This window comes from Archangium sp. (assembly GCF_036277355.1).
GTDB lineage: Bacteria > Myxococcota > Myxococcia > Myxococcales > Myxococcaceae > Archangium.
Genome location: NZ_DASUNC010000063.1, coordinates 58,587 through 84,563 on the forward strand (window position 1 = coordinate 58,587; position 25,977 = coordinate 84,563).

The 25,977-nt window shown below is 70.2% G+C and carries 24 protein-coding genes and 2 pseudogenes; 19 read left to right on the top strand and 7 right to left on the bottom strand.

Annotation, left to right across the window (positions count from 1 at the left end; genetic code table 11):
* Positions 1–99 precede the first annotated feature (99 nt).
* Genes VFZ09_RS16545 through VFZ09_RS16555 form a run of 3 tightly spaced genes read right to left on the bottom strand, consistent with a single transcriptional unit; the run spans position 100 to position 3,406 of the window.
* Positions 100–1,425 carry a DUF58 domain-containing protein gene (locus VFZ09_RS16545; protein ID WP_329728547.1) on the bottom strand — a complete coding sequence of 442 codons (1,326 nt, stop codon included), beginning with the start codon at positions 1,423–1,425 and terminating at the stop codon, positions 100–102.
* The gene (locus VFZ09_RS16550) at positions 1,422–2,381 is read right to left on the bottom strand and encodes a MoxR family ATPase (RefSeq protein ID WP_329728548.1); all 960 of its coding nucleotides are present in this window, start codon (positions 2,379–2,381) and stop codon (positions 1,422–1,424) included. The genes VFZ09_RS16545 and VFZ09_RS16550 overlap by 4 nt, the downstream gene beginning before the upstream one ends.
* Positions 2,378–3,406 carry a hypothetical protein gene (locus VFZ09_RS16555; RefSeq protein WP_329728549.1) on the bottom strand — a complete coding sequence of 343 codons (1,029 nt, stop codon included), beginning with the start codon at positions 3,404–3,406 and terminating at the stop codon, positions 2,378–2,380. Before VFZ09_RS16555 ends, VFZ09_RS16550 begins: the two co-directional genes overlap by 4 nt.
* An 83-nt stretch (positions 3,407–3,489) precedes the next feature.
* Here VFZ09_RS16555 and VFZ09_RS16560 point away from each other — a divergent pair, with 83 nt between their 5' ends.
* Positions 3,490–5,547 (top strand): peptidylprolyl isomerase, encoded by a 2,058-nt coding sequence (locus tag VFZ09_RS16560; protein ID WP_329728550.1) that lies wholly within the window; start codon positions 3,490–3,492, stop codon positions 5,545–5,547.
* Between the two features lie 11 nt (positions 5,548–5,558).
* Here VFZ09_RS16560 and VFZ09_RS16565 read toward each other — a convergent pair whose 3' ends face one another.
* On the bottom strand, positions 5,559–6,059 hold the full coding sequence (locus tag VFZ09_RS16565) for a hypothetical protein (RefSeq protein WP_329728551.1): 501 nt from the start codon (positions 6,057–6,059) through the stop codon (positions 5,559–5,561).
* Positions 6,060–6,600: 541 nt separating this feature from the next.
* Here VFZ09_RS16565 and VFZ09_RS51625 point away from each other — a divergent pair.
* The 3 genes and pseudogenes from VFZ09_RS51625 to VFZ09_RS16575 form a co-directional block, all read left to right on the top strand.
* Positions 6,601–6,765, top strand: a pseudogene (locus VFZ09_RS51625) (tetratricopeptide repeat protein); the annotation flags it as partial.
* A 204-nt stretch (positions 6,766–6,969) separates the two neighbouring features.
* Complete coding sequence (locus tag VFZ09_RS16570) at positions 6,970–7,440, top strand: hypothetical protein (protein WP_329728552.1); 471 nt, start codon at positions 6,970–6,972, stop codon at positions 7,438–7,440.
* Positions 7,441–7,465: 25 nt separating this feature from the next.
* Positions 7,466–7,750 carry a hypothetical protein gene (locus VFZ09_RS16575; RefSeq protein WP_329728553.1) on the top strand — a complete coding sequence of 95 codons (285 nt, stop codon included), beginning with the start codon at positions 7,466–7,468 and terminating at the stop codon, positions 7,748–7,750.
* Positions 7,751–7,759: 9 nt separating this feature from the next.
* Here VFZ09_RS16575 and VFZ09_RS16580 read toward each other — a convergent pair whose 3' ends face one another.
* On the bottom strand, positions 7,760–8,866 hold the full coding sequence (locus tag VFZ09_RS16580; RefSeq protein ID WP_047856925.1) for an HD domain-containing phosphohydrolase: 1,107 nt from the start codon (positions 8,864–8,866) through the stop codon (positions 7,760–7,762).
* A 264-nt stretch (positions 8,867–9,130) separates the two neighbouring features.
* On the opposite strand from VFZ09_RS16580, the gene VFZ09_RS16585 reads away from it, so the two are divergent.
* The 6 genes and pseudogenes from VFZ09_RS16585 to VFZ09_RS16610 all read left to right on the top strand — a co-directional run.
* The gene (locus tag VFZ09_RS16585) at positions 9,131–10,132 is read left to right on the top strand and encodes a dihydrodipicolinate reductase (RefSeq protein ID WP_329728554.1); all 1,002 of its coding nucleotides are present in this window, start codon (positions 9,131–9,133) and stop codon (positions 10,130–10,132) included.
* A 12-nt stretch (positions 10,133–10,144) separates the two neighbouring features.
* The gene (locus VFZ09_RS16590; RefSeq protein WP_043388894.1) at positions 10,145–10,594 is read left to right on the top strand and encodes a MaoC family dehydratase N-terminal domain-containing protein; all 450 of its coding nucleotides are present in this window, start codon (positions 10,145–10,147) and stop codon (positions 10,592–10,594) included.
* Positions 10,594–11,259 carry a MaoC family dehydratase gene (locus VFZ09_RS16595; protein ID WP_329728555.1) on the top strand — a complete coding sequence of 222 codons (666 nt, stop codon included), beginning with the start codon at positions 10,594–10,596 and terminating at the stop codon, positions 11,257–11,259. The genes VFZ09_RS16590 and VFZ09_RS16595 overlap by 1 nt, the downstream gene beginning before the upstream one ends.
* A gap of 200 nt (positions 11,260–11,459) precedes the next feature.
* Positions 11,460–13,298 carry an acyl-CoA dehydrogenase gene (locus tag VFZ09_RS16600; protein ID WP_329728556.1) on the top strand — a complete coding sequence of 613 codons (1,839 nt, stop codon included), beginning with the start codon at positions 11,460–11,462 and terminating at the stop codon, positions 13,296–13,298.
* Positions 13,299–13,473: 175 nt separating this feature from the next.
* Positions 13,474–14,640 (top strand): chorismate mutase, encoded by a 1,167-nt coding sequence (gene pheA / locus VFZ09_RS16605; protein WP_329728557.1) that lies wholly within the window; start codon positions 13,474–13,476, stop codon positions 14,638–14,640.
* Positions 14,641–14,785: 145 nt separating this feature from the next.
* Positions 14,786–15,355 (top strand): annotated as a pseudogene (locus VFZ09_RS16610) (DsbA family oxidoreductase); the annotation flags it as partial.
* A gap of 1 nt (position 15,356) precedes the next feature.
* Here VFZ09_RS16610 and VFZ09_RS16615 read toward each other — a convergent pair.
* Positions 15,357–15,809, bottom strand: coding sequence for a biopolymer transporter ExbD (locus VFZ09_RS16615; protein WP_329728558.1), 453 nt, complete (start codon positions 15,807–15,809; stop codon positions 15,357–15,359).
* Positions 15,810–15,820: 11 nt separating this feature from the next.
* Positions 15,821–16,540: a MotA/TolQ/ExbB proton channel family protein gene (locus tag VFZ09_RS16620; protein WP_329728559.1), complete on the bottom strand. Its 720-nt coding sequence runs from the start codon at positions 16,538–16,540 to the stop codon at positions 15,821–15,823.
* Between the two features lie 42 nt (positions 16,541–16,582).
* On the opposite strand from VFZ09_RS16620, the gene VFZ09_RS16625 reads away from it, so the two are divergent.
* The 9 genes from VFZ09_RS16625 (at position 16,583) to VFZ09_RS16665 (ending at position 25,938) form a co-directional block, all read left to right on the top strand.
* A complete protein-coding gene (locus tag VFZ09_RS16625) occupies positions 16,583–17,404 on the top strand; it encodes a DUF4292 domain-containing protein (protein WP_329728560.1) in 822 nt (273 codons plus the stop codon).
* Between the two features lie 89 nt (positions 17,405–17,493).
* Positions 17,494–18,243, top strand: coding sequence for a hypothetical protein (locus VFZ09_RS16630; RefSeq protein WP_329728561.1), 750 nt, complete (start codon positions 17,494–17,496; stop codon positions 18,241–18,243).
* 24 nt (positions 18,244–18,267) lie between these two features.
* Positions 18,268–19,335: a hypothetical protein gene (locus tag VFZ09_RS16635; protein WP_329728562.1), complete on the top strand. Its 1,068-nt coding sequence runs from the start codon at positions 18,268–18,270 to the stop codon at positions 19,333–19,335.
* A 38-nt stretch (positions 19,336–19,373) separates the two neighbouring features.
* The gene (locus tag VFZ09_RS16640) at positions 19,374–20,366 is read left to right on the top strand and encodes an ABC transporter ATP-binding protein (protein ID WP_329728563.1); all 993 of its coding nucleotides are present in this window, start codon (positions 19,374–19,376) and stop codon (positions 20,364–20,366) included.
* A complete protein-coding gene (locus VFZ09_RS16645) occupies positions 20,363–21,388 on the top strand; it encodes a dipeptide ABC transporter ATP-binding protein (protein WP_329728670.1) in 1,026 nt (341 codons plus the stop codon). Before VFZ09_RS16640 ends, VFZ09_RS16645 begins: the two co-directional genes overlap by 4 nt.
* Positions 21,363–21,770 carry a DUF2085 domain-containing protein gene (locus tag VFZ09_RS16650; protein WP_329728564.1) on the top strand — a complete coding sequence of 136 codons (408 nt, stop codon included), beginning with the start codon at positions 21,363–21,365 and terminating at the stop codon, positions 21,768–21,770. Before VFZ09_RS16645 ends, VFZ09_RS16650 begins: the two co-directional genes overlap by 26 nt.
* Before the next feature lie 37 nt (positions 21,771–21,807).
* Positions 21,808–23,676 carry a DUF362 domain-containing protein gene (locus VFZ09_RS16655; RefSeq protein ID WP_329728565.1) on the top strand — a complete coding sequence of 623 codons (1,869 nt, stop codon included), beginning with the start codon at positions 21,808–21,810 and terminating at the stop codon, positions 23,674–23,676.
* A gap of 205 nt (positions 23,677–23,881) precedes the next feature.
* Positions 23,882–24,514, top strand: coding sequence for an RNA polymerase sigma factor (locus tag VFZ09_RS16660; RefSeq protein ID WP_329728566.1), 633 nt, complete (start codon positions 23,882–23,884; stop codon positions 24,512–24,514).
* On the top strand, positions 24,511–25,938 hold the full coding sequence (locus VFZ09_RS16665) for a zf-HC2 domain-containing protein (protein WP_329728567.1): 1,428 nt from the start codon (positions 24,511–24,513) through the stop codon (positions 25,936–25,938). The genes VFZ09_RS16660 and VFZ09_RS16665 overlap by 4 nt, the downstream gene beginning before the upstream one ends.
* Positions 25,939–25,977: the final 39 nt, after the last annotated feature.

Genomic DNA, 25,977 nt, shown 5'->3' on the forward strand with positions numbered 1-25,977 from the left:
AGCAGACTCCTCGGGAAGGCGGATGTCGCGCGTTGAGCCTGCCTCATGGCGTGTCCGTTCATTTCATCCTCTTTCCAGCCTCGTAGAGGCCGATGGCAGCTACAGCAGGCCGCGCGACTTCACGTGCAGATAGGTGTTGACGGCGGCGGCGCCGAAGCCCTTCGCGGGGGCCCGCACCACGAGTGCACCCGAGTCTCGGAGCGTGAGAGCGGTGCGCTGGTAGTCCTCCTCGAGGCGAGCGGCGGCCTGGCGCGCGTAGGCGTCCTGCTCGGAGGAGGGGATGGCGGTGGCGGCGGCCTGGAGGTCGGGATCCAGGAGCGAGGCCACCACGGGCAGGTGGCGGGGGCGCAGGGCCAGGGTGCGGGCCAGCAGGGTGCCCGAGGCGTCCGGGTCCACCAGGTCCGTGAAGAGCACCACCAGCGAGCGGCGCGAGGAGCGGGCGAAGGCGAAGTCGTAGGCGCGGCCGTAGTCGCTCTCCTCGAGGGCGGCCTCGGCGCGGTAGAGGGCCTCGGTGAGGAGGCGCAGGTGCTCGTGGCCCTTGCGCGGCGGGAGGTAGGCGCGCACGTCGCTGGCGAAGGCGAGCACGCCCACCATGTCACCCGCGTCGAGGCTCACCTTGGCCAGGCGCAGCGCCGCGTCCACGGCGTGGTCCAGCTTGCGTCGGCCGTCCACGCGGCCGGCCATGTGGCGTCCGCAGTCGAGCATCAGCAGCACCGGCTGGTTCCGCTCGGGCTGGTACACGCGCACCATGGTGCGGGCCCGGCGCGCCGAGGCCTTCCAGTCCACGGTGCGGTAGTCGTCACCGGTGCGGTACTCGCGGAGGGACTCGAACTCACGGCCCTCGGCGGAGCGGCGCAGGGTGCGCTCCGAGGGGGCATCCGAGGCCATGGCGAGCGCCAGCGCCTCGCGCGTCAGGGCGGTGAGGTCTGGGTACACCTTCACGGTCTGGGCCGCGGGGAGGCGCACCTGGCGCGCGCACAGGCCCAGCGGCCCGAGCAGCCGCAGGTGCACGTCTCCGAGGCGCAGGTCCCCTCGGGCGGGCGGCGTGAGGGTGTAGGAGACGGTGGCGGGGGGCGCGTCCGGCGAGAGGGAGAAGGGCTGCTGGTGGCCGCGCACGTCCACGCCGGGAGGCACCTCGTCCCGCACCCATCCGCGCACGGGCCGGGGGCCGCGCGGGCTCAATTCCAGACGCACGGGGTTGGCGGTGCCCGAGGAGAGGACGGGCTCCAGCGAGCGCCGCACCTCCACGTCCGAGGCGCGAGGGGCGGACAGGAAGTCGAAGGCGCACAGCAGCAGCACGGCCGCGTCCAGGGCGAGGGCGAGCCACAGGAAGACGGAGCCGGCCACGGCGAGGGCCGCGGGGACGAGGGCCGCCGCGAGGAGGGCCACGGCGAGCCCGGTGGGGACGGGCCGGCCGGGGCTCACCGGGGGACCTGGACGCGCTCCAACGTCTGGCGGAGCACGTCGTCCGCGGTGAGGCCCTCCACCTCCGCCTCGGCCTTGAGCAGGAGGCGGTGGTTGAGGACGCTGGGGCAGACGGCCTTCACGTCATCCGGGGTGACGAAGTCGCCGCCGTTGAGGGCCGCGCGGGCCTTGGCCGCCGCCAGCAGCGCCTGGGCCGAGCGCGGAGAGGCCCCCAGCCGCACGCGGGGGTTGGCGCGCGTCTCGCGGATGAGGCGCACGGCGTAGGCGAGCACGGACTCGTCGCAGGCGACGCTCGCGGCCCGCGTCTGCAGCTCCAGCAGGGTGGGGGCGTCCAGCACCCGCTCCACCTGGGCGGCCTTGCCTCCGCGCTGGTGGAAGCCGCGCACCATGTCCAGCTCGGCCTCGGGTGGCGGGTAGCCCACGCGCACCCGCATGAGGAAACGGTCCAGCTGGGCCTCGGGGAGCGGGTAGGTGCCCTCCAGCTCCAGCGGGTTCTGCGTGGCCACCACGAAGAAGTGGGAAGGCAGCGTGTGCGTGGTGCCGTCGATGGTGACCTGCCGCTCCTCCATGGCCTCCAGCAGCGCGGCCTGTGTCTTGGGCGGGGTGCGGTTGATCTCGTCGGCGACGAGCACCTCGGTGAAGACGGGGCCCTTCACGAGCTGGAAGGCGTTGTCCTGGGGCCGGAAGACGTTGGTGCCGAGGATGTCGCTCGGCATCAGGTCCGGGGTGAACTGGACGCGGGTGAAGTCGAGGCCCAGCGCGGAGGCCATGCTGCGCGCGGTGAGCGTCTTGGCCACGCCGGGGACGCCTTCGAGCAGCACGTGCCCGCGCGCGAGGAACGCGGTGACGAGGTCCGCCACCACCTGTGGCTGGCCGAGCACCGTGCGCTCCAGGGCCTGGAGGAGGAGGCGCAGGGCCGGGCCTCCGGAAGCCGGGACGGAGGGCGACGGAGTCATGCGGTGGGCTTCTCCTTCAGGCCCATGAGCGAGCCCGCCAGGCTCGTCAGCGCGCCCAGGAGGCCGAGCACCACGCCGAAGCTGGGGGTGGAGTTCATGATGGTGGCGTTGCCCATGGGCGAGGGCACCTCGGTGGCGTCGTACGAGAGCTTCATGAAGACGATGCACCAGAGGATGCAGAAGACGGACAGGCCGAGCTGCGCCACCCAGGGGATGAGCACGTTGAGATTGGGCATGAGCCGGCGCACGCGCACGGTGATGGCGCCGATGATGCCGATGGCCGCCAGGACGGCGAGGAGTCCCAGGCTCATCAGGCCGAGGATGTCGCCCTCGGCGGCCGTCTCCTTCCAGGGGAGGAAGGCGGAGACGAGGAGGGTGACGGCGCCGCCGAAGGCGATCTTGTCGGAGCTGCCCAGCACGCCGACGAAGTCGCGGAAGTCCTCGATGACCTGCTCGGGGGCGACGATCTGCCCGGTGCCGGAGTGGGTGCCGTAGGGGTCGCGGGTGGGGACGTAGTTGATGTCGGCGGGGTCGAGCTCGGTCTGCTGCGGGCGCTTGGGAGCGGGCGCGGGGGCCGGACGGGAGGGCGCGGTGCCCGAGCGCGCGGCGGGACGGGAGCCGGAGGCGGGGCGAGCGCCCGTGGAGCGCTGGGGCGCGTTGCGGAGGATGTCCTCCATGGACCGGATGTTGGTGGCGTCCTCGTCGGCGACCGCGGGGGCGGGAGCGGAGGGACGTCCCGGGGAGGTGGGGACGCGGGGGCGCGAGCCGGTGGGGGCGCGGGCCGCGGGCCGGGAGCCGGTGGCGACGCGAGCGCCCGGAGCGGGGCGGGACGCGGTGGGCCTGCGAGGCGGGGGCGGAGCGGCCTCCGCGTCATCGTCCGTGTCCGGGGGGGCATCGGTCGAGATGAACGAGGAGTCGATGATGTAGTCGCACGAAGGGCAGATGGAGGTGCCATCCGCGACCTTGGTGCCACAGCCAGGGCAGTTCAGGACCGGCGCTCCTTGAATCTGGGAAGCGCCGAGCATCTTCCGGTGCCCGATGGCCCAAGTCAAACGGCTTACGGGCTAACCCCTGGATTTTCGCGGGGAATTGGCCTAGGCGGGGCGGCATGGATGCTCTGCGCGCCGCTGTGCCCGCCTGCCTGCTGTGGGGACTCGTGCTGTCGGGTTGTGTCCGCTCCGTGCCGTCCGCGCCGGAGGCGGGAGGAGGGGAGGAGATCGCCCTCTGGGAGGACCGCCGCTCGCTGGCGGGGGGCCGGTTGGTGGAACTGGCGGCGAAGGGGTCCGTGCCGGTGCGCGTGCGGGCCCTGCGCGCGCTCGCCCGCATCCAGGAGCCGTCCACGCTGGAGGCCGTGCTGGGCGGATGGGGTGCCGCCGAGGTGCCCGTGCGGGACGAGGCGGCCTTCGCCGCGGGGGTGCTGGCGCTCTCGTGGGAGCCGCTCACGGACGCGGAGAAGGCGCGGATGACGGAGGCGCTGCTGGCCGCCGAGGGCGCGGAGAAGGACGAGGGCGTGCGGCGCACGTTGCTCGAGTCGCTGGGGAAGCTGGCCACGCCGGGGGCGGTGAAGCGCCTCACGGAGCGGCTCTCGGAGGGGAATCCGGAGGTCGCGGGCCGGGCGGCGGTGGGGCTCGGGGTGGCGGCACGCCGGGGCGCGTCGTTGGCGGAGGTGCCGTTGGCGCGGGCGGCGGTGCTGCTCCAGTCCGGACAGCCCGAGGCGGCGCGTTTCGGCGGGGCCTACCTCCTGGCGAGCGCGAAGCGTCCCGAGGGGCTCGGCATGCTGCGGCGCTGTCTCGGGGATGACGCGCCGGACGTGAGGGCCCTGTGCGCGAAGGGGGTGGGGGACGTGGGAGGCCCGGAGGACGCGGCCGTGGTGGGCCGGCTGCTGGGGGACGAGGTGCCCCGCGTGGCGGCCGAGGCCTCGCGGGCGCTGGCGAAGCTGGCCTCGCGTTGCAGCGGAGACTGCACCCCGCTGGACGCGCTTCGGACCCTGACGGCCCGGGTGGAGCGTGTGGCGCGAGGAGACTCCGCGGCGGGTCACGCACTGCTCGCGCTGGCGCAGCAGGGCCTGCCCGAGGCGGGACGTCCGGTGCTGGTGGCGCTGCGGCGCGCGCTCCAGGAGGCGACACCGGGCGCGGTCTCGGAGGTGGCCTCGGGAGATTTGATGAACCTCGACTGCCGTCTGGCGGCGGCGCTCGATCGGCAGACGGGAGCACTCGATGAAGCGCTGCGCTGTGGAGGCGGCTGGGTGCGAGCGGTGCGGCGGCTGTCCCTTGGCCTGCGCGAGGTGGCGCAGTCGAAGGGGAGGGGAGGCGCGAGCAGTGCGGTGCAGTACCTGTCGTATCCGGACACGCGGGTAAGGCTGGCGGCGCTCGACGCGGTGGCATCCCGTCCGGTGCCCGAGGCCGCCGGGCCCGTGCGGGCGCTCCTGGAGGGGAAAGACCCGGTGGAGGCCGCGGCGGCGGCGAGCACGGCTGGGAAGCTGAAAGACATGGAGGCACTGCCGCTGGTGCGAGCGCTCGCGGAGCGCGTGCCGCAGGAGCCGGACATGGCCGCGCCGGTGGCGGAGGGGCTGGTGGAGTTGGCGGGGAAGGACGCGGAGCCGATGCTGCGGAAGTGGCTGGAGCACCCGCACGCCAACGTGCGCCGTGTGGCGGCCGAGTCGCTCTCGAGCCTCACGGGGCAGCCCGTGCGGGCCGCGCACGTGGAGCTGCCGGACAACGCACTCCGTCCCGAGCCCGCTCCGGTGGGGAGCACGCTCACGTTCCATACGAACAAGGGGGACTTCACGGTGGCGCTGGACGCGGAGGCACCGCTGACGTCGGGCAACCTGGTGGCGCTCGCGCGCAAGGGCTACTTCCGGGGCACCACCTTCCACCGCGTGGTGCCGGACTTCGTCGCGCAGGGGGGAGACCCGCGCGGAGACGGTGAGGGTGGTCCGGGCTACTCCATCCGTTGCGAGATCACCCGGCGGCCCTATCGCCGCGCCGTGCTGGGGATGGCGCTGTCGGGCAAGGACACGGGAGGCAGCCAGTTCTTCTTCACCCACTCGCCGCAGCCGCACCTGGATGGCCGCTACACGGCCTTCGGCGAGGTGACGCGCGGCATGGAGGTGGTGGACCGCCTCCTGGAGGGCGACACCATCCAGGAGGTGGAGGTGTCGCCCTGAAGCAAGGACGGCTACTGGATGAGCGGTGCTCCAGACTGGAACCCTGTCTGGACTCGTAGCTCCGACAGAGCGCTCAACAGCCACTTGCGAAGGCTGTTGCCGTGAGGAAGACGGCGAATGCTCCGTTCGGTCTCATCCAGCATGCGACGGGCCTCGCGATTGTCGTGCTGCGGGTGCCGTTGGCACCATCGCGCGTACAGACAGGCGACGTGGTAGCGGCGTTCGACGTTCGAGTAGCCCAGGCGATGAATGCGCCGCAGCGTGCGCCCGAAGATCGGCCATGGGCAGTCGTGCCCATACGCTTCGGTGAAGATCGCCTCGGCAATCCGCCGTTGTACCTCTTGTCGTTCGTACGCCGTCATCACGACTGAACGCAGCAGTTGCCGCTCCAGCGCCTTGAACCTGGACTCCAAGGTCTCGAAGGAATCGTCGAACGAGGCGACGAGTGTCTGCTCCAGCGTTCGTGCTACCTCCATGAAGCGGCGCTTTGAGCTGGCGGAGACCCTCACCATCGGCAAGGTCTTTCGTCCCAGAGTCTATCGGGCCAGACCACATTGTTCTGCATGCATGAATCCTTGCAGGGCCAATCGTGTCATCAGCATCAGGGCCGCAGTGGCCACCAGTATGGAGCGGTGCGGTGCGGAGCTCCTGATGTGCATCGGGCACCTCTTCCCCTCTTCCGAAAGCGCCCAGGCTGGTGCGCGAGCGACTCTTCCGTCGCTGGCGACGAGTCTCGAACAGACGAGACGGCCGTCTCAATCAGAGGGGACGCCTCCTGACTATTCTGCGTAGGGTAGCCAACAACCACGGGGCCGCGTCCTGATGAACGTCACATCGACTCCTCCGAGCCCTACCTCGGAACGCAGCGGCACGGGCATGACACGGAGGATGCTTCTCTGGTCCCTGGGCCTCGCGACTCCGCTGCTCACCTTCACGGGAGGCTTCGCACTCTGGAAGTCCCGAGCGGCGCGCGAGCCACCCGATTCCGGGCAGGCCCTTTCCAGTGCATTGCAGCACACCCGGCTCGCTCATCGGGCCGCCGTTACGGGAGAAATGGAGCGCGCTCGACAGGAGGCCTCCGCGGCCCTGACTGAAGCACCAGGCCATGCTCCGGCGCATGTCGTTCTCGCGTGCGTCGCACTGGAATCAGGTGACCTCTCCGCGGCACAGGAGGTTCTTCGCCGAGTGAGTGCCTTGGCTCCCGGGCAACCGGAGTTGCGGATTCTGGAGACGCTCCTGGCGAATCAGCGGCGAGATGTCCCGGTGGGGTGGGGACAGGCTTTTCTCGAAGCCTGGACGGAGTTGGGCCGCCCCGACCTGCAGGAGAGTGCCTTGTTGCCGGAGCCCCTCCTCGCGAGCCTCGATGAATCAGGGCTCGAGAGCGCCTGGGATCGTGCCCCCTCTTCGCGGGTGCGTCTCATCTTGACCCTGCTCTCCCTGAATCCTTCCGAGGCGCGTGCCCGTTGGGTCCTCGAGCAGGTTCCGGAGCTCGACGATTCCGCGCTGCTCGTCGCGGCATTCGATCTACTGCGCGACAAGAGGCTCCCGGTGTCCGTCCAGCAAGAGGCCGCGCCCGTGTTGCGCCAGCGTTTCGCTCAGCTCTCTTCACCTTCAGCCATGCGGCTTCGCCTGTTGCACCTGCTGGTGGGAACGGAGCGGGATGCACCGTTGGGTCCCCATGAACTGGAAACGCTCGAGGCCATCTCGGTGCTCCCCACCTGGAAGGAGGACTCCTTCACACGGCCTTTCCAGGAGGCGCGGCGATGCCTGGTGGACCTGTCGGTGCCCGGCTCCACGGGGGCTGCCTTCGCGGTGGCGGAGCGGACGCTGGGCCATCGCGGTGTGCTCCTGCTGCTCTGGCGGGCCGCGGCCACCCGGGAGCGGCTCTCCTGAGGACGAGCGCCGCAGGATGGGACGCATGCTCTGGCGCATCGGAAGCCAACTCACCGGGCAGTCCTCGCTCCTGGAGCACTCGGTGGGAAGCTCGCTCATGGCGTCCGGAGCCTCCAGCCTGCGGCATGGCCGCGATCAGCGGGAGGCCTTCGCGCGCGAGGACGAGCTGCACGCGGCCGTCATGAGCTCGCTCCGGGCCGCGCTCGACCGGTGGCCGCTGCGCTCGCTCTCGGAGCAACTGCTGGAATCACGGGCGCGCAGCGAGGTGACCTGGCTGCGCGCCTTCGTGGGCAAGGGCGCGCTCCCGTGAGAGACGCGCTCAGCTCGCGACGCGGTTGGGCACCTTGCCCGGCGTGAAGCCGGCCCAGAGCGCGTTCTCCGCGTTCTCCATGTCCTCGACCTTCTTGCGGATGCGCTGCCACTCCGCGTCCGGAATGCGCAGGAAGGCCTCGGACAGCTCCGGGTCGAACTGCGTGCCCGAGCAGCGCTTGATCTCATCGCGCGCCACGGACATCGGCCGGCCCTTGCGGTACGGGCGATCCGAGGTGATGGCGTCCACCGTGTCCGCGATGGCGAAGATGCGCGCCCCGATCACGATGTCCTTGCCCTTGAGCCCCTGCGGATAGCCCTTGCCGTCCCACCGCTCCTGGTGGTGCAGCACGATCAGCGAGGCCTCGTGCAGGTAGGGCATCTTCGCGAGGATCTTGTACCCGTACTCGGGATGCTTGCGCATCTCCACCCATTCCTCGGGCGAGAGCGGGCCGGGCTTGAGCAGGATGGTGTCGCTCACGCCGATCTTCCCGATGTCGTGCAGCAGGGCTCCCTGCTCCACCACCTCGAGCTGCGTGGGCGTGAGACCGATCTCCTCGCCAATGCGCCGCGAGTAGAGCGACACCCGGCGCGAGTGCCACTGCGTCTCGGTATCGCGGTAGTCGAGCGCGCTGATGAGGCCGTCCAGCAGGCCGTTGGTGCGCTCCACCACCATGCGCTCGAGGTCGCGGTTGATGAGCGTCAGCTCCGCGTTCTTCTCGGCCACCTCCCGCGTGAGCCGCTCGTTGGACTCCACGAGCTTGAAATGCTCGAAAGCCTGCCGCACCGCACTGGTCAGCTCGCTGAGCGACCAGGGCTTGCCCAACAGACGGAACACCTCTCCCCGGTTGACCGCCTCGGACGCCGTACGGAAGTCCGCGGCCGCCGTGAGCATCAGGCGTACGGCGCGCGGGTTCTTCTCACGCAGGGTCCTCAGGAGCTCCACGCCGTTGAGCAACGGCATCATGAAGTCCGTCAGCACCACCTGGAATCCTTCTTCCTTGGCGGCCTGGGCAGGATCCGTGTGGGTGACGACCTCGTAGCCCTCCGACTGGAGGATCCGCGACAGCGCGGCCAGAATGAGGGGATCGTCATCCACCACCAGGATGCGGTCCATGAACACAGCCTCCCAACCCTTCGAAATAGGGACGGACATCGAAGAAACCGGGCCGTTATACACGTCTTTGCGCCCGAAGGTCACACCCGCAGGGTGTGGGCTCGCACTCTTGCTCGCTTTACAACCCCTCGTAACCTCTCTTCTTTCTGGGAGGGGACGATCTGCCTGCCTCACGAGCCGCTTGCCTGTCCGGCTGGGGGTGGTCTATGGTGCGCGACATTGCTGCATTGTGGTGTAACTCCTTGATTTTTGGAGAGTTCTCCGATGCCTAGAGCCTCCGCAGGGCCGGTCCCGGTGGTGGTCATGGGGTTGGGAGTCATCGGGCAGGAGATCGCCAGGGCGGCCCAGCTCTCACCTGAGGTGGAGCTGATCGGTGCCGTGGACGCCAACCCCCAGTTGGTGGGGCGTCCCCTGTCGGATGTGCTCGGGGGCCCCGCACTGAAGGTGAAGGTGGCTGGCACGCTGGAGGCGGCCGTGGGACGGCGCAAGGGCGCCGTGCTGCTGCATGCCACCGGCTCGCGCCTGGAGCAGGTGATGGATCAGCTGCTCGACGCCCTCAAGCTCGGCCTGCCCATCGTCTCCACCTGTGAGGAGCTGGCCTTCCCCTTCCTCAAGTATCCCGAGCTGGCCGAGAAGCTGGACCGCGCGGCGCAAGCCGCGGGCGTGGCGGTGCTCGGCACCGGCGTCAATCCGGGCTTCGTGATGGACCGGCTGGTGGCGGTGGCGGGCCAGGCGTGCGGCCCGGTGCGCCATGCCACGGTGACGCGCGTGGTGGACGCGCGCACGCGCCGCGAAGCGCTCCAGCGCAAGGTGGGCGCCGGCCTGACCGAGGACGAGTTCTTCGCCCTGGTGGACAAGGATCAGATGGGGCACGTGGGCCTGGTGGAGAGCGCGGCCCTGTGCGCGTTGGGACTCGGCATGGACTGCGACGACTTCGAGGAGGAGATCGTCCCCGTCTTCGCCGAGGAGGACATCCTGGATGGTGCCTTCCCGGTGAAGAAGGGCCGGGTGGCGGGAATCTTCCAGTCCGCCGTGGGTCTGGAGGAAGGGCAGGAGCGGGTTCGGTTGGAGCTCACCATCGCGGTGGGGGCTGACAATCCGGGGGATCGCATCGAGATTGAGGCGGACCCGAAGCTGGTGCTGGAGATTCGCGGGGGCGTGCCCGGGGACCGGGCCACCGCCAACACGTTGGTGAATGCGGCCCCGCGCGTGACTGCCGCCGAGGCGGGCCTCTTGACCGTGCTCGAGCTTCCGGCCGGTCGTTAAAGGGAGAGGGACATGCTGGACAAGAACGCGATCGGCCGGGCCTCCCCGCCGTTCCTGAACGAGGTGGAGAAGGGCGCCATCCGGCGCTTCGCCGAGTCCCTCGGCGATTACAACCCCATCTATTACGACGAGGAGTATGCGCGGGCCTCGGGCTACCCCACGGTAGTGGCCCCGCCTACCTTCCCCGCGTCCTTCAGCTCGGCGGCGGATCTGCGCGAGCTGTTGGGGGTGGGCATCAAGAGCCTGCTGCACGCCGAGCAGTCCTTCGAGTACGAGCGTCCCATCTTCGCCGGTGACCGCATCTTCGTCGCCACGCGGGTGTCGGACGTGCTCGAGCGCACCGGCCCGGCGGGCAAGATGGATGTCGCCGTCATCGAGGACGAGGGCCGGGACGAGGAGGGCAACCTCGTGTTCCGCGCCCGCCGGACGCTCATCGTCCGCGCCGCCAAGGAGAATCCGTAATGCCCGCGCGCAAGCTCTATTTCGAAGGCATCCGCGTCGGCGACGAGCTGCCGGCGCTGGCCAAGGCTCCCATCGATCGCGTGCAGCTGTCGCGCTACGCCGGTGCCTCGGGTGACTTCAACCCCGTCCACGTGGACGAGGTCTACGCCAAGAGCGTGGGCATGCCCTCCGTGTATGCCCCCGGCATGCTCGTCATGGGCATGCTCGGCCAGCTCATCAGCGACTGGGCCCGCGGCGGCCAGCTGCGCCGCTACCACGTGCGCTTCATCAAGATGGTGTGGCCCGGTGACACCGTCGTCTGCAAGGGCCGCGTGAGCGACCGGCACGGCGAGGGTGGCCGCTACTTCGTCGAGGTGGAGCTGTGGGCGGAGAACCAGCGCGGTGAGCTGGTGATGAAGGGCAACTCCACCATCCAGCTCTTCTACTCGCTGGAGGACGAGAACCGGCAGCGCTCCGGCCAGTCCCCCATCGTGGTGGAAGTGCCTCGCGAGAGCCTCCTCCAGGCCTCCGCCGCCCAGACGGCGGGGGAGGGCGAGGAGGACGACGAGCGCAGGGCCGGCAGCATGTCCGGCAAGAAGACGACGGGCTCCAAGCCGGCCGCCAAGACGGCCACGGCGCCCGCTGTCTCCCAGGCCTCCGCCGCGGCGAAGAAGGCCAAGAAGTAGGACTTTCCCCTTCAATCCCCTCCCTGTGGGGGCGGCGAGCAACCCTCGCCGCTCCAACGCGAAGCGTCACTTTTGATTGATTCTGGAGTCAATCGGGATTGACTCTCGAATCAACAGACGTAACCTTTGCGTGTCCCAATGGGGGCCGCTGACCGCCGATGTGGCGGCCGTGAGCCCCACCAACGTACGGGGAGGGGCTCATGTCCGCCGGCATCAACACCTACAAGACCGACCTTCGGGAAATCTTCTTCACGCTGTTCGAGCAGTTCGGCTTCGGCCAGGTCGCGGGGCAGGCCCCCTTTGATGCCTGGGGGCCGGATGAGGCGAAGGCCGTCATTCAGGAGACGTACCGCTTCGCGAAGGAGGTCCTCGGGCCTCTCAACTCCTCGGGTGACCGCGAGGGCTGCCGGCTGGAGAACGGCGCCGTCATCACCCCCAAGGGCTTCAAGGACGCCTGGAAGAAGCTCTACGAGCAGGGCTTCAAGACGGTGGCGGTGAGCCCGGACCATGGCGGCCAGGGTGGCCCCATCATGCTCCAGGTGCTCATCGAGGAGATCCTCTCGGGCGCCAACTCGGCCTTCAACATGTACCCGGGCCTGGCCTTCGGCGCGGCGGAGCTGATCGCCGAGTGCGGCACGCCGGAGCAGAAGAAGCTCTTCGTGGAGCGCATGCTCAACGGCACCTGGGGCGGCACCATGTGCCTCACCGAGCCGCACGCGGGCTCGGACGTGGGCGCGGCGAAGACGAGCGCGCGCAAGAACGCGGACGGCACCTACAGCATCCGTGGCACGAAGATCTTCATCTCGGGCGGTGACCACGACCTGGCGGAGAACGTGGTGCACCTGGTGCTGGCGCGCATCGAGGGCGCGGTGCCGGGCACCAAGGGCCTGTCGCTCTTCATCGTGCCGAAGATCCGCGTGAACGCGGACGGCAGCCTCGCGGGCGGCAACGACGTCACGGTGGGCTCCATCGAGCACAAGATGGGCATCAAGGCGTCGGCCACCTGTGTGCTGAACTTCGGCGAGAACGACGGCTGCGTGGGCGAGCTGGTGGGCGGCGTCGAGAACGTCGGCATGAGCCAGATGTTCAAGATGATGAACGGCGCGCGCATCGCGGTGGGCATCCAGGGCGTGGCGCTGGCGAGCGCGGCGTACTTCAACGCGCTGGAGTACGCGAAGGATCGCAAGCAGGGCGCGCACCTGAGCAAGTGGAAGGATCCCTCGGCGCCGCGCGTGGCCATCATCGAGCACCCGGACGTGCGGCGCATGCTGCTGGAGATGAAGGCGCACGTGGAGGGCATCCGCGCGCTGCTCGTCAAGCTGGCCATGCACACGGACAAGGCGCAGATGATGGCGGGCAAGGACGATGATCAGGCGGCCTACCACCGCGGGCAGGTGGAGCTGCTGACGCCGCTGGTGAAGTCGTACGCGTCGGACCAGGCGTTCCGGCTGTGCGCGCAGGCCATCCAGGTGTACGGCGGCGCCGGCTACTGCCAGGACTACCCGGTGGAGCAGTACACGCGCGACTCGAAGATCTTCTCCATCTACGAGGGCACCAACCACATCCAGGCGATGGATCTGGTGGGCCGGAAGATGGGGCAGTCGGGCGGCGCGAACTTCCAGCAGTTCATGGCGGACGTGGGCGGCTTCATCGAGGCCAACCGCGAGCACAAGGTGTACGGCGAGGCGGTGAAGCAGCTGGCGGCGGCGCAGGAGGGCGTGATGGCGAGCGCCATGGCCGTGCTGGGCTGGTCGCAGGAGCCGTCGAAGATGACGCTCATCCCGCTGTCGGCCAACCGCTTCCTGAACATGATGTCGGAGCTGGCCGTGGGCTGGCTGCTGCTGGACGCGGCCGTCATCGCCGAGCGCGTGGGCGAGAAGGCCACGGGCGACGAGAAGGCCTTCTACGAGGGCAAGAAGTACAGCGCGCTGTGGTACGCGCGCAACGTGCTGCCCAACGTGGAGCAGGCGGCGCGGATGATGGCGACCGAGGACACCTCCTCGGTGGAGATCTCCAACACCGCCTTCGGCAGCATCTGACGTCCAGGCCCGGGGGCTCCCGTACCTCCCAGGCCCACCCTCGCATCCTTCCCTCTCCCGCCGGGAGAGGGGCGGGGTGAGGGTGCCGGGAGCCCCGGGTTGAATACTTCCCGTGCGCCATCGGGGGTTCTTGAGAGAGAATCCCGCCTTCCGTGCTCGACCGCGCTGGAGACCGATGGCCACCAGGAAGACCCGAAAGCAGAAGCAGCCCGAGCCCGTCCGGCCCAAGGACGCGGCCCGGCTCCAGGAACTGCGCCGGAAGATCGACGCCGTGGACCAGCGCCTGGTCCGGCTGTTGAACGAGCGGGCGAGCCTCGTCGTCGAGGTGGGCAAGACCAAGCGCGCCACGGGCACCCCCATCTACGCTCCGCACCGCGAGGCCGAGGTGCTCCGCAAGGTGCTGTCCTCCAACAAGGGACCGCTGAGCGACCGGGCCGTGGAGGGCATCTACCGCGAGCTGATGAGCGGCTCCTTCGCGCTCGAGCAGCCGCTGCGCATCGGCTACCTGGGACCGCCCGGCTCCAACTCGCACGCCGCCGCCGTCAAGCAGTTCGGCTCCTCGGTGGACTACGAGGACCTGCGGGAGATCGGGGGCGTCTTCACCGAGGTGCGCCGCGGGCACGTCAACTACGGGCTCGTCCCCATCGAGAACTCGCTGGGCGGCGGCATCGTGGAGACGCTCGACGCCTTCAAGGCCAACGCCCAGCAGATCTCCGTCTACGGCGAGGTGCAGATCGCCGTGCACCATGCGCTGCTCGCCAACTGCCAGCCCAGCCAGGTCCGGCGCATCCACTCCAAGCCGGAGATCTTCCAGCAGTGCCGCAACTGGCTGAGCACCCAGTACCCCGGCGTCGAGCTCATGCCCGCGGCCAGCAGCTCGCGCGCCGCGCAGATCGCCGCCGACGAGTGCCGCAAGGCCCTGGAGATTGGCGCCGAGCCCGGTTCGGCCGCCATCGGCACGGCGCTCGCGGGGCAGCTCTACGGGCTCAACGTCCTCTTCCCCCGCATCGAGGACGACCCGAACAACATCACCCGCTTCGTCATCATCGCGCGGCAGAACGCCCGGCCCACGGGCGATGACAAGACGTCGATCATGTTCACCACGGACGACAAGCCCGGCGCGCTGGTGTCGGTGCTCGGCGTCTTCCAGTCCGCCGGCATCAACCTCTCGCACATCGACAAGCGGCCGCAGGGGCGGGAGCGGTGGACGTATACGTTCTTCGTCGATGCGCTCGGCCACCGGGAGGACCCGGCCATGGTCGCCGCCATCGAACAGGCCCAGACGCACTGCCGCGATCTCTTCGTCCTGGGCAGCTACCCGCGCTCGCGCCGCATCCTGTGAGCCGCATGCGCCCTCTCCCGCTGGGAGAGGGCGGGGGGTGAGGGGGGTCCAGGTGGCAGGCACGCTCCGGAGGTGTTAGGTGTGCCTCATGAGCGACATCGTGACGATCCGGGTGTGGTCGGACTTCGTTTGACCCTGGTGCTACGTCGGCCTCGTGGAGGTCGAGAAGCTGAAGAAGGAATATGACGTCCAGGTGGACTGGCGTCCGTTCTTCCTGCGTCCGGAGACACCGCCAGAGGGGCTCCCCCTGCCGGCCTACGTGCGCGAGCGGATGAAGGATCCGAACAACCCCCTCAAGCGCAGGGCGGCCGAGGCCGGGTTGAAGATGGTGGATCGCGACATCATCCCCTCGACGCGGCGGGCGCATCAGGCGGCGGAGTTCGCCCGGGACCAGGGGAAGCTCGAGCCGTTCCATGCGGCGGTGCTGCGGCGCTACTGGAGCGAGGGGCAGGACCTGTGGCAGTGGGACACGCTCCGAGGCGCGGCGCAGGAGGCCGGCTTGGATCCCGATGCGATGCAGCGGGCGGTGGAAGAGGGCCGCTACCGCCAGGTCGTCGAGGACGCCGTCCGTGAGGCGCGGGAAGCGGGCATCCAGGCCGTGCCCACCTTCGTGCTCGGAGATCGCTTCGCGCTGCAGGGCGCCCAGGAGTACGGCGTCTTCCAGCAGGTGATGCAGCGGCTGGGCGTCTCACCGCGCGCTCCGCGTCCAGGTTGACCTATCGCGAGTCGCGCACGCCGATGGCGAGCTGGCCGAGCCCGACGCTCTTGGCCAGCTCCATCACCTGCACCACGGTGCCGTGGGGCACGCCCTCGTCGGCCTGGACGATGACCACGGTGTCCGGGTTCTCCTCCTGGGCCTTCGCGAAGGCGCGCTTGAGCTCGTCCTCGCTGACCACGTTGCCGCCCAGCACGAAGCGCCCGTCCGCGAGTACCGCCACGGACAAGTCGGTGGCCCGCGCCGTCACGTCGGTGGTGCCGCCCTTGGGCAGGTTCACCTTGAGGCCCGTCTGCGCCCCTCCCGGTGCCTGCTGGACGATCACCGAGCTCGTCACCATGAAGATGATGAGCAGCACGAGGAAGATGTCCGTCAGCGGGGTGATGTTGATCTCCGCGAAGCCGACGTCCTCGCCGCTTCCCTCGGAGTCCCCCGGAGTCTTGCCCATCGCCATGGCAGTGGACCTCAGGCCTCCGGCTGGGAACGCGGCGCGTCCACCGGGGCCGGAGCAGTGGAAGAGGAAGCGGAAGCCGCCGAGCCATTCATGGGCCGCTCGCGCAGCAGCTCGGCGAACTCGTCACCCATGAGCCGCAGCTCCACGAGCACCCGCGACAGCCTCGCCTGGAAGTAGTTGTAGAAGGCCATGGCCTGCACGGCCACGAGGATGCCCACCGCCGTGGCCACCAGCGCCTCGGAGATGCCCGTCATCACCGCCGCGCTGCCACCCGAGCCGCCCGCCTGCACGTCCAGGCCCAGGTCCTTGAAGGACTTCATGATGCCGGCCACCGTGCCGAACAGGCCCACGAACGGCGTCAGCGAGCCGATGGTGGCCAGAATCCACAGGTTGCGCCGCAGCCGCAGGCCCACCTGGGCGCGCTCGCGCTCCACCGCGGACTCCACGCCGTCCCCGGTGCCCCGGGTGCGCTCGAGCCGATCGAAGCCCGCCAGGAAGATGTCCGCCACGGCGGCATCCGAGCGCTCGGTGGCGGTGCGGGCGGCGGTGATGTCCCCGCGCAGCAGGTGCTTGTGCACCGTGTCGCCGAGGGCCCGCGAGCGCTCGCTCACCCCCCACAGGGCGATCAGCCGCTCGATGGCCACACCCAGGGCCACCACGGAGGCGAGGAGGAGGGAGGCGAGGGTGACGCCGCCGATACGCAGGTAGTGGAGGAGGTCGGAAAGGCTCATGAATGGTGGCCAGGAAGGTCGGCCTGGCGCGAGACTAAAGCCATGAACCGCGCAGCCGCAGCAATCTTCCTGGCTCTCTTATGTTCAGGCTGTCCCAAGCGCATCGATTTCGGCCCCCAGGGCCCCATCACCGACGCCGGGGAGCTCTTCCGTCTGGTGAGCGCCGCCCAGGACCAGGTGGCCACCCTCCAGGGTGACGGGAAGCTCCGGGTCGAGTCGCCCCAGGGCTCCGGCACCGTCTCCGCCTTCCTGGCCGCCTCCCGGCCGGGCCTGCTGCGCGTGGAGATGTTCGACTTCTTCAACCGGCCCATCGCCGTGCTCGTCACCGACGGCCAGCGCTTCGGCCTGCTCCAGTTCCAGGAGAACACGTACTACCAGGGGCCGGCGACCCCCCGGAACCTCTCGCGCTTCCTGCCCCTGGCCCTGCCGAGCGAGGAGCTGGTCTCCGTCATGCTCGGCAAGGTGCCCTTCATCCCCGCCGAGCGCATGACGCTCGCCCTGGATGAGAAGGAGCGGCTGTACGTCCTCACGCTCCACAAGGGAGCCGTGTTCCAGGTGCTCCACATCCACCCCAAGCACCTCCGGGTGGTGCGCAGCGAGGTCCGCGGCATCCAGGCCTATGGGCTCGAGTACGACCACTTCAAGGAGCAGGGGGACTTCGTCTTCCCCCACGAGGTGACGCTCCGGGCCCCCAACGCCGGCACCTCCGTGGGCGTGCGCTACACCGGCATCACCCTCAACGAGTCCCCGGACCTGACGCTCTTCGACCTCACCGCGCCCGAGCACGTCCGCGTCGTCGAGGTGGACGAGGGGGGGCAGTCCCTCCCTCCGGTTGCCCTGCCTCCTGCCTCGCCCGGTTCTTGAGCGGGCCTCGTCGATAATGCGGCAATGCTTGGAACTTCAGGTAGACTGACGCCAAAGGCGGGTCCGTTCGGACTCACCGCGACTGCGACATGGCACAGATCAAGCTTGGTGAACTGCTGATCAAGGCGAACGTGCTCCAGGAGAGCCAGCTCAAGGCGGCGCTCGCGGAGCAGGCGAAGTGGGGCGGGAAGCTGGGAGAGATCCTGGTGCGGATGAACCTCGTGTCCGAGGACATCCTGGTGCGGGCGTTGTCCAAGCAGCTGGCCATTCCGGCGGTGAACCTGGACGCGGTGAAGGAGATCCCCGCGCACGTGCTCAACAAGATCCCGCTGCAGACGGCGCGGGACTTCGCGGTGCTGCCGCTGCAGTTGCGCGACGACGGCAAGACGCTGGTGGTGGCCATCTCGGACCCGCTCAACGTGCGGCAGCTGGACGAGCTGCGCGCCGTCACCAAGTGCCGCATCGTGCCGAACGTGGCCGGACGCACGGCCATCGCCCGCTCCATGGCGCGCTTCTACGACGACCAGGGCGAGCTGGCCGAGGCGGACACCAACTTCAAGGTGGTGGACGCCCAGGGCCGCACGGTCGTCAAGAACATGAACGCGCCCACCGCGCCTCCGCCGGCCGCGGCTCCCTCCCGGACGCCGGCCCCCATGCCGCCCACGCCCTCGCGCGAGGTGCCGTCGGTGCGCGGCGGCAACGGCAGCCCCGTGGAGCTCCTGCGCAGCGTGGAGGAGGTGCAGCGCAAGGAAGTGGCCGCCCTCAAGGCCATGGTGGAGCTGCTCATCGAGAAGGGCGTCTTCACCCGCGACGAGTACCTGGCGAAGGTCAAGCGGTAAGCCGTCCAGCCCCCCCGTCCTTCCATGCGCAAGAAGATCGGCGAGCTGCTCATCGAGTCCGGCGCACTCAATCCGGAGCAGGTCCGCAAGGCGCTCGGCCAGCAGCGGATCCACGGGCAGGGGCAGCGCCTGGGCTCCGTCATCATCGCCCTGGGCTTCACCGAGCCCACCGCGGTGGCCCAGGCCCTGGCGCGTCAGTTCGATCTGCCCTTCGTCCGGCTCCCGGAGGAGATCCCCCCGAAGGTGCGCGAGCTCGTCTCGCTCGACTTCCAGGCCGAGCACCGCTTCGTGCTGTTCGGGCTCGAGCGCGAGGCCCGTGGCGAGCGGCTGCTCGTGGCGGTGGATGATCCCTCGGACCTGAGCGTGGTGGGCGAGCTGAGCTTCCAGCTCAACAAGCCCATCCGCGTGCACGTGGCCGCCGAGGACGACATCGACCGCGCGTTGGATCTCGTGAGCGGCCGCGCGGTGGGACTGCTCGTGGAGGACGAGCCCCGCGAACCGCCGGTGTTGGAGCCGTCCTCGGCCGCCGCCGCCGTCTCGGCCCTGCTCGATTGGGATGGGCTCTCCACACCGCCGCCGCCCCCTGTCGCCGCTCCCCCCGTCCTCACCCCGAGGTCCGCTTTGAAGCCAAAGCCGCCCACGCCCCCGGCACCGCCGCCCTTCGATGATGAGGACGATGACATCACCCTCATCACCCCCAGGGGCTCGCCGAAGCCCCGGGCCCCCGCGAGCCCGCCGCCGCCGCCGCCTCCGCCTCCGCAGGAGAGCGAGGACCTGCTGGACGAGCTGCTCGGCGAGCCCGAGTCCCCGGCGCCGCCCGCCGCGCCGGATCAGAAGGGCGTGCCGGTGGTCGTCTTCGGGGGCGCCGCGAAGGGTCTGCCGCAGCCTCCTCCCGCGCCCCAGCCTCCGGACATCACGGATGAGGACCTGAAGGTGCTCGAGGACATCGAGCGGATGGCGGATGGCGCCGAGGCGGAGCTGCACACGGAGAAGGTGAAGCCCGCGCGCATGGTGGCCAGCCTCATCCGGCTCCTCATCCGCAAGCGCATCATTCGCGAGGAGGAGTTCCTGGAGGAGCTGTCCCGGAAGTGATGCCCCGGGCCGGCTGTTGAGGCCCGGCCGTGAGCCCCATGTCCGAGCCTCTCCTTGACGTCCGTGGACTGAAGACCCAGCTCTCCCTGGAGGAGGGCCCGGTGCTGGCCGTGGATGATGTGTCCTTCTCCATTCCGCCTGGCGGCACGCTGGGCGTGGTGGGGGAGAGCGGTTGTGGCAAGAGCCTCACCGCGCTCTCGGTGATGCGGCTGGTGCCCGAGCCGCCCGGCCGGGTGGTGGGCGGGCGGATTCGCTTCCGGGGCGAGGAACTCCTCGCGCTCCCCGAGGAGAAGATGCGCCGCATGCGCGGGCGTCACCTCTCCATGGTGTTCCAGGAGCCGATGACCTCGCTCAACCCCGTCTACACGGTGGGCGAGCAGATCTCCGAGGGCGTGCGGCTGCACCAGAAGCTGTCGAAGGCCGCCGCGCGCGAGCACTCGGTGGAGATGTTGCGCCAGGTGGGCATTCCCGCCCCCGAGCATCGCGTGGACAGCTATCCGCATCAGCTCTCCGGCGGCATGCGCCAGCGGGTGATGATCGCCATGGCGCTCGCGTGTGGGCCGGAGCTGCTCATCGCGGACGAGCCCACCACCGCGTTGGACGTCACCATCCAGGCGCAGATCCTCGAGCTGCTGAAGCGGTTGCAGGCGGAGCGCCACATGGCGGTGATGCTCATCACCCACGACCTCGGTGTGGTGGCCGAGAGCTGTGACGCGGTGGTGGTGATGTACGCGGGCCGGGTGGTGGAGCGGGCCCCGGTGAAGGCCCTCTTCCGGCAGCCGGCGCACCCGTACACGGCGGGGCTGCTGCGCTCGATTCCGGCCCTCCAGGAGACGGGGGGGGCAGGGGAGCGCCCCCGGTTGAAGACGATCCCCGGCATGGTGCCGAGCCTCCGCCGGCTGCCCGGAGGCTGCCGCTTCCGGGACCGGTGCGAGCGCGCCCAGGACATCTGCGCCCGGGTGGAGCCCGCCCTGGAGCTCAAGCGCGACGGCCAGGAGGCCGCGTGCCACAACCCGGTGCCCGCGCCATGACCGAGCCCCTGTTGCAGGTGCGAGACGTGAAGACGCACTTCCCGGTACGCGGGGGGTTGCTCGGGCGCGTGCGGGGCACCGTGAAGGCGGTGGATGGGGTGGGCTTCGACGTGCGGCGCGGCGAGACGCTCGGCCTGGTGGGCGAGAGCGGCTGCGGCAAGAGCACGTTGGGGCGCACGCTGCTGCGGCTCGTGGAGCCGACGGCCGGCTCCATCCGCTTCGAGGGCCGTGAGCTGACGGGCCTGTCCCAGCGCGAGCTGCGCCCCCTGCGGCGGCGGATGCAGCTCGTCTTCCAGGATCCGTACGCCTCGCTCAACCCGCGCATGACGGTGCGGGACATCCTGGGCGAGCCCTTCGCCATCCACGGGCTGGAGCGAGGCCCCGCCCGCGAGGCGAAGGTGGCCGAGCTGCTGGATTTGATGGGCCTGCCGCGAGATGCCCTGGGCCGCTATCCGCACGAGTTCTCGGGAGGGCAGCGCCAGCGCATCGGCATCGCGCGGGCCATCGCCCTGCGGCCGGACCTCGTGGTGGCCGACGAGCCCATCAGCGCGCTCGACGTGTCCATCCAGGCGCAGATCGTCAACCTGCTGGTGGACCTGCAGCGCGAGCTGGGGCTGACGTACATCTTCATCGCGCACGACCTGAAGATCGTCGAGTACGTGTCCACGCGCGTGGCGGTGATGTACCTGGGCCGCATCGTGGAACTGGCGGACGCGGCGGACCTGTACCGGAAGCCTCGCCACCCGTACACGCAGGCGCTGCTGTCGGCGGTGCCGGTGCCGGACCCCGAGCGCAAGCGCTCGCGCATCATCCTCCAGGGGGACGTGCCGTCTCCGCTCGCGCCACCGCCCGGGTGCCCCTTCCATCCGCGCTGCCCGTACGCCATGGAGCGGTGCCGGCGCGAGACTCCGCCCCTGTATGCGCTGGGCAACGGGCACACCGCCGCGTGCTTCCTGGCGGAGGACGAGGCCCGGAAGGTCTCGGAGGGAGGGCAGGGTGTTCTGGCTCAGTCATCATCATGAGGAGGAGTACAACCGCACGTACGTGCTCGATGGCGTGCGGGTGTGCGCGCGCTGCCTGGGGACGTACCCGGTGCTGCTGGCCGTGATGGTGGCCCTCTTCAAGGCGCGAGCGCCCCTGTCGTGGGAGTGGGATGTGCCGGTGGTGCTCGGCCTCACCCTGCCGGCGCTCGTGGACTGGGCGGTGGGGCGCTTCCGTCCGAGCGGTGGCTCCAACGCCGTGCGCACCCTCACGGGTGTCCTGCTGGGTGTGGCGCTGGGCCGCTCGTTGTTCATCCACCTCCAGAGGCCCCTGCCCCAGGTACTGGTGTGGCAGGCGGCCCTGGTGGCCGTGGTCGCGCTCCCCGTTCTGCTCATGACCTACCGGGGCTCGAGCGACGGGTAGGGCCGAAGGGCCTCGTCAGCGGCTAGAGTGCACGCCCATGACGACGGGGGAGGAGGCCCCACGCACCGAGACGGTCGCGGGGGAGTTCCAGCGCAAGCTCGACGCGTGGGCGGAGCGGTTCCGTGGACGGCCCACGGAGGAACTGCGCGCGCTGTTGCTGCTGGCCCTCGAGCGGGAGCGCATCGTCGCGGTGGCGTACCGGGACGAGGTGATGCGCGAGCGCCTCGCGTCCGTGGCCATGCCCGAGGAGAGCCGCGCCCTCATGCGTCAGGCGCTCGCCTGGGCGTGGCGCGACGAGGAGATGCACGCCACCTATACGCGGGGAGTGTTGCTCCGGATCGGCTCCGTGCGCGTCCGGGTGGCCACGTGGCTCTCACACGTCGCGGGCGCGCTCGCGGGCTGGGCCGTCGCCGTCCGTCACCACACGTCGTTCTCCCGCGCGCCGATCTCCACGCTCATCGCGTCCTTCGTCATGTTCCTGGGCCGGCTGGGAGGAAAGGTGCCGAAGCCCATGCGCGACAAACTCCGGCACCTCACGCTCCGCGAGTACTGCGCGCTCCAGGTGGACGCGGAGGAGAGCGCCTCGCTCGGGTGGAAGCGGATCGCCCAGGTCGCTCCCCGGGTGCCGGAGTTGCCTCCGGATGCGGGCACGTGGTTCTCGCGCATGCACTCCGACGAGGACAAGCACGCCCGCATCTTCCGTGCGTTCATGGAGACGCTCGGAGAGGGGGACTCGGTCCTCGCGCCCACCGGCTCGCTGATCTCCGAGGTGGGCCGTGCCGACGAGCTGTTCCTGCCTCGTGCACTGCGCTCGGCTCCGCTCCGCTCTCACCCGGTGGGCCAGGGAGGACGCGTCGTCGTCCATGTGTCGCCGCCCGGGGAGTCCAAGCAGGAGGCGCTCCGCCGGACCGTGGAGGATTCCGGGCTCGTGGAGGTGGTCCGCGCCAGGGCCGAGGCGCTGGGCCGGCCGGTCTCCTCTCTCCGGGTGCTCGTGCGCGTGAGCTTCATGCTGGGCTACCACCGTGACGACTGCTCCAACATCACGGACCCGGAGCTCGTCGAGGCCCTGGCGCTGCGGCTGCGCGAGCTGGGCCTCGAGGACATCGCCGTCGCCGATGCCGGGAACCTCTACGACCGGTTCTTCGACGGGCGGAGCGTCCACGAGGTCGCGCGCTACTTCGGCTTCACCTCGCCCACGTATCGCGTCGTGGACCTCGAAGCCGAGCAGGTGCCGCACGACTACAGCCGCGGCATGGCGCAGTCGACCATCGCCCGCTCCTGGCGGGACGCGGAGCTGCGCATCGTGTTCTCCAAGGCCCGGAGCCACCCCGTGGATCTCACGCACCTCTCCCTCGCCACCATCCAGGGCGTGGGCGGCCGGTTCGACGAGTTCCTCTTCGCCGAGCGGTTCGCCAGCCGGGAGACGGCGCTGCTCATGCCGCTGCTCGACTTTCCGCCGCACTTCGCGCTCATCGACGCCTTCGAGCACGCGGCGGATGGGCTGGTCGGAATCCTCGGCTGCCGGCGGCCCCCCGCGCCTCGACGCCTCTACGCGGGCGCGGATGCGCTGGCGGTGGATCTCCTCGCGACCCGTCACCTCGGGGCAGGGGAGCCCCTCCAATCCCCTCTCCTGCGGCTGGCGTGCGACTGGTTCGGGGACCCCCGGGAGGCCACCCGGGTCCTGGGCCCGGACGAGGCCATCCCCGGGTTCCGCGCCCCCTACGAGACGGAGCTGCACGCGCTCATGGGGCTGCTCTCGATTCCCGTCTGGCAGTTCGCCAGTGGCCGGGGCGCGGCGTTCCTGCCGGCCATGGACACGCGGGCCTTTCCGCCGAAGTCCGGCCATGGCCAGGGCCCGTTCTGGCGCCTGTACCGGGCCCTGATGCGGGCGCTGGTGGGACCGTGAGCCCGCTCGGCCGCTCGCTCGCGGCGGGTGGGCCTGGAGTCCTCCTGGAGGGCCGGGCGGGCCGTGCTGCGCTGGTGACAGCGCCCACGCTCCCTGTCATTCTCGCCACTTACAGAGGGCCAAAATCGGGTAGACCCGAATCACCCTTCGCCCGTTAATCGGGCGGGAGGGGTGAGGACAGGCATAGGGCCCTGGAAACGGGGGAGTGTTGGGACCGGAGACCTCAGACGAACGGCTGATGCTCGCCTTCCGGGCGGGGGATGCTCGTGCGTTCGAGGTGCTGGTGCGCAGGCACCGGACACCGGTGTTCAACTTCATCCTCCGTTTCACCGGCCACCGTGCGCGGGCGGAAGACGTGCTTCAGGAGACGTGGCTGAAGGTGGTGCGCAGCGCCCCGGAGTACGAGGCGAAGGCGAAGTTCACCACCTGGGTCTACACGATTGCGAGGAACCTCTGCGTGGACAGCGCGCGCAAAGAGAGCTACCGGCAGGCGGCCTCGTTGGAGGCGCCCACCTCGGGTGCCGAGGGCGATGAGGGCCGGCCCCTGGGCGAGGCCCTGCCCGACGAGGGCATGAGCCCCGAGCGCGGCGCCTACAACGCCCGCGTGCGGCCCCTGCTGGAGCGCGCGCTGGCCAGCCTCCCGGAGGAGCAGCGCGAGGTGTTCATCCTGCGCGAGTACAGCGGCATCCCCTTCAAGGAGATCGCCGAGGTGACGGCGGTGTCCGAGAATACGGTGAAGAGCCGCATGCGTTATGCCCTCGAGGGCCTGCGCCGGCGCCTGGCCGAGCTCGGGGTGGATGGTGACCTGGCCGAGGACGGAAGGACGGTGGCGGGATGAAGCCCCAGGGAGCCCACGCACACGAGGATCGGCTGCTGGACTTCGCCTACGACGAGCTGCCGCCCACCGAGGCGCGGCTGGTGGAGCAGCATGTGCAGGGCTGCTCACGCTGCTCGGAGACGCTGGCGGATATCCGGGGCGTGCGCACCACGATGTCCCGGTTGCCGCTGGAGTCCGCGCCGGACGCGGGGTTGGAGTCGTTGCTCGCGTATGCGCAGCAGTCCGCGCGCCGGGCCGCCGCGGGTCCCGAGCCGGCACCTCGTTGGTGGCGCCGCCTGCTGGCCCCTGCGTTGAGCGTGGCGGCCCTGAGCGTGTTTGGCGTCGTGGTCATCCAGGTGAATCGCGAGGTGGACCTCAGCCCCTCGCTCGCCCAGCACAAGGAGGCTCCGCGGGAGAAGACGCGTGGCCGTGGCGAGCAGGCGGAGGTGGCGGACACCGCGGCGGCGCCCGCGTCGCCCGCGCCCCCTGAGATCGTGCCCACCTCCGCTCCCGTGCCCGCCGACATCGGCAAGGTGCACGCGGAGATGGACGAGGAGATGCGCGCCGCGATGCCGCCCTCCAAGGCCATGCCGAAGAAGGCTCCTTCGAAGATGGGGAGCGGGCGTGGTGCCAGCTTGGGCGACGACTGGAACCTGGGCTCGGGCAGTGCGGGGGGCTTCCCGGACAAGAAGCTCGCGCTGGAGAGCGAGGGCAAGGCGTCGAAGAGCAAGCGCGACGCGCCAGGGGGCATGGCGCTGCCTTCTGTCTCGACGGCTCAGCGTGCCGAGCCCGCCGAGGTAGCCTCCGAGGAATACGCCGCCGGTGCTCCCATGGCCGAGGCCGTGCAGTCCGCGCCGCCCGAGCCGATGCAGCCGCTCCGTGGCTCCGCCTCGCGTGCGGCCCCGGCGGCGAGCAAGAACGTCGCGGACGACGATGTGTACGAGCAGAAGGCCCCGGCACGTTCGCAGGTAGCGAGTGCCGCGCCGCCGCCACCTGCACCTGCTGCCCAGTACCAGCAGCCTGCCGTGGCTTCGGCCGGGGCGGTCGCGCGGACGGATGCACTGGAATCGAGGAAGAAGGAAGTGGCGCAGCAGTCCGCGGAGAGAGCCGCCACGCGCTATTCGCCCACGCCCGCGGAGCTGATGAAGCAGGCGGAGGTGGCCCACCGCTCGGGAGACTGGGCGCAGGAGGTGGACTTCCTGCGGGCGGCGTTGTCGGCCGGAGCCCGTGGCTCTCAGCGGTTGGAGGCGTTGTCGCGGCTGTGTGAAGCGGAGTTCGCGATGGGCCGCCAGCAGATCGCCGCGCAGGTCTGCAAGACCGTGATGGATGAGGCGCCGGGCTCGAGCGCGGCGCGCACGGCGCAGCGCCGTCTGGAGCGCGAACTGCCGTCCTCGGCGGACGAGGCAGGCATCGACGTCAAGACCACGGCTCCCATCAAGAAGTAGGCGAAACCCCGCCCACCCGCCGCACCTCACCCGCCGTAT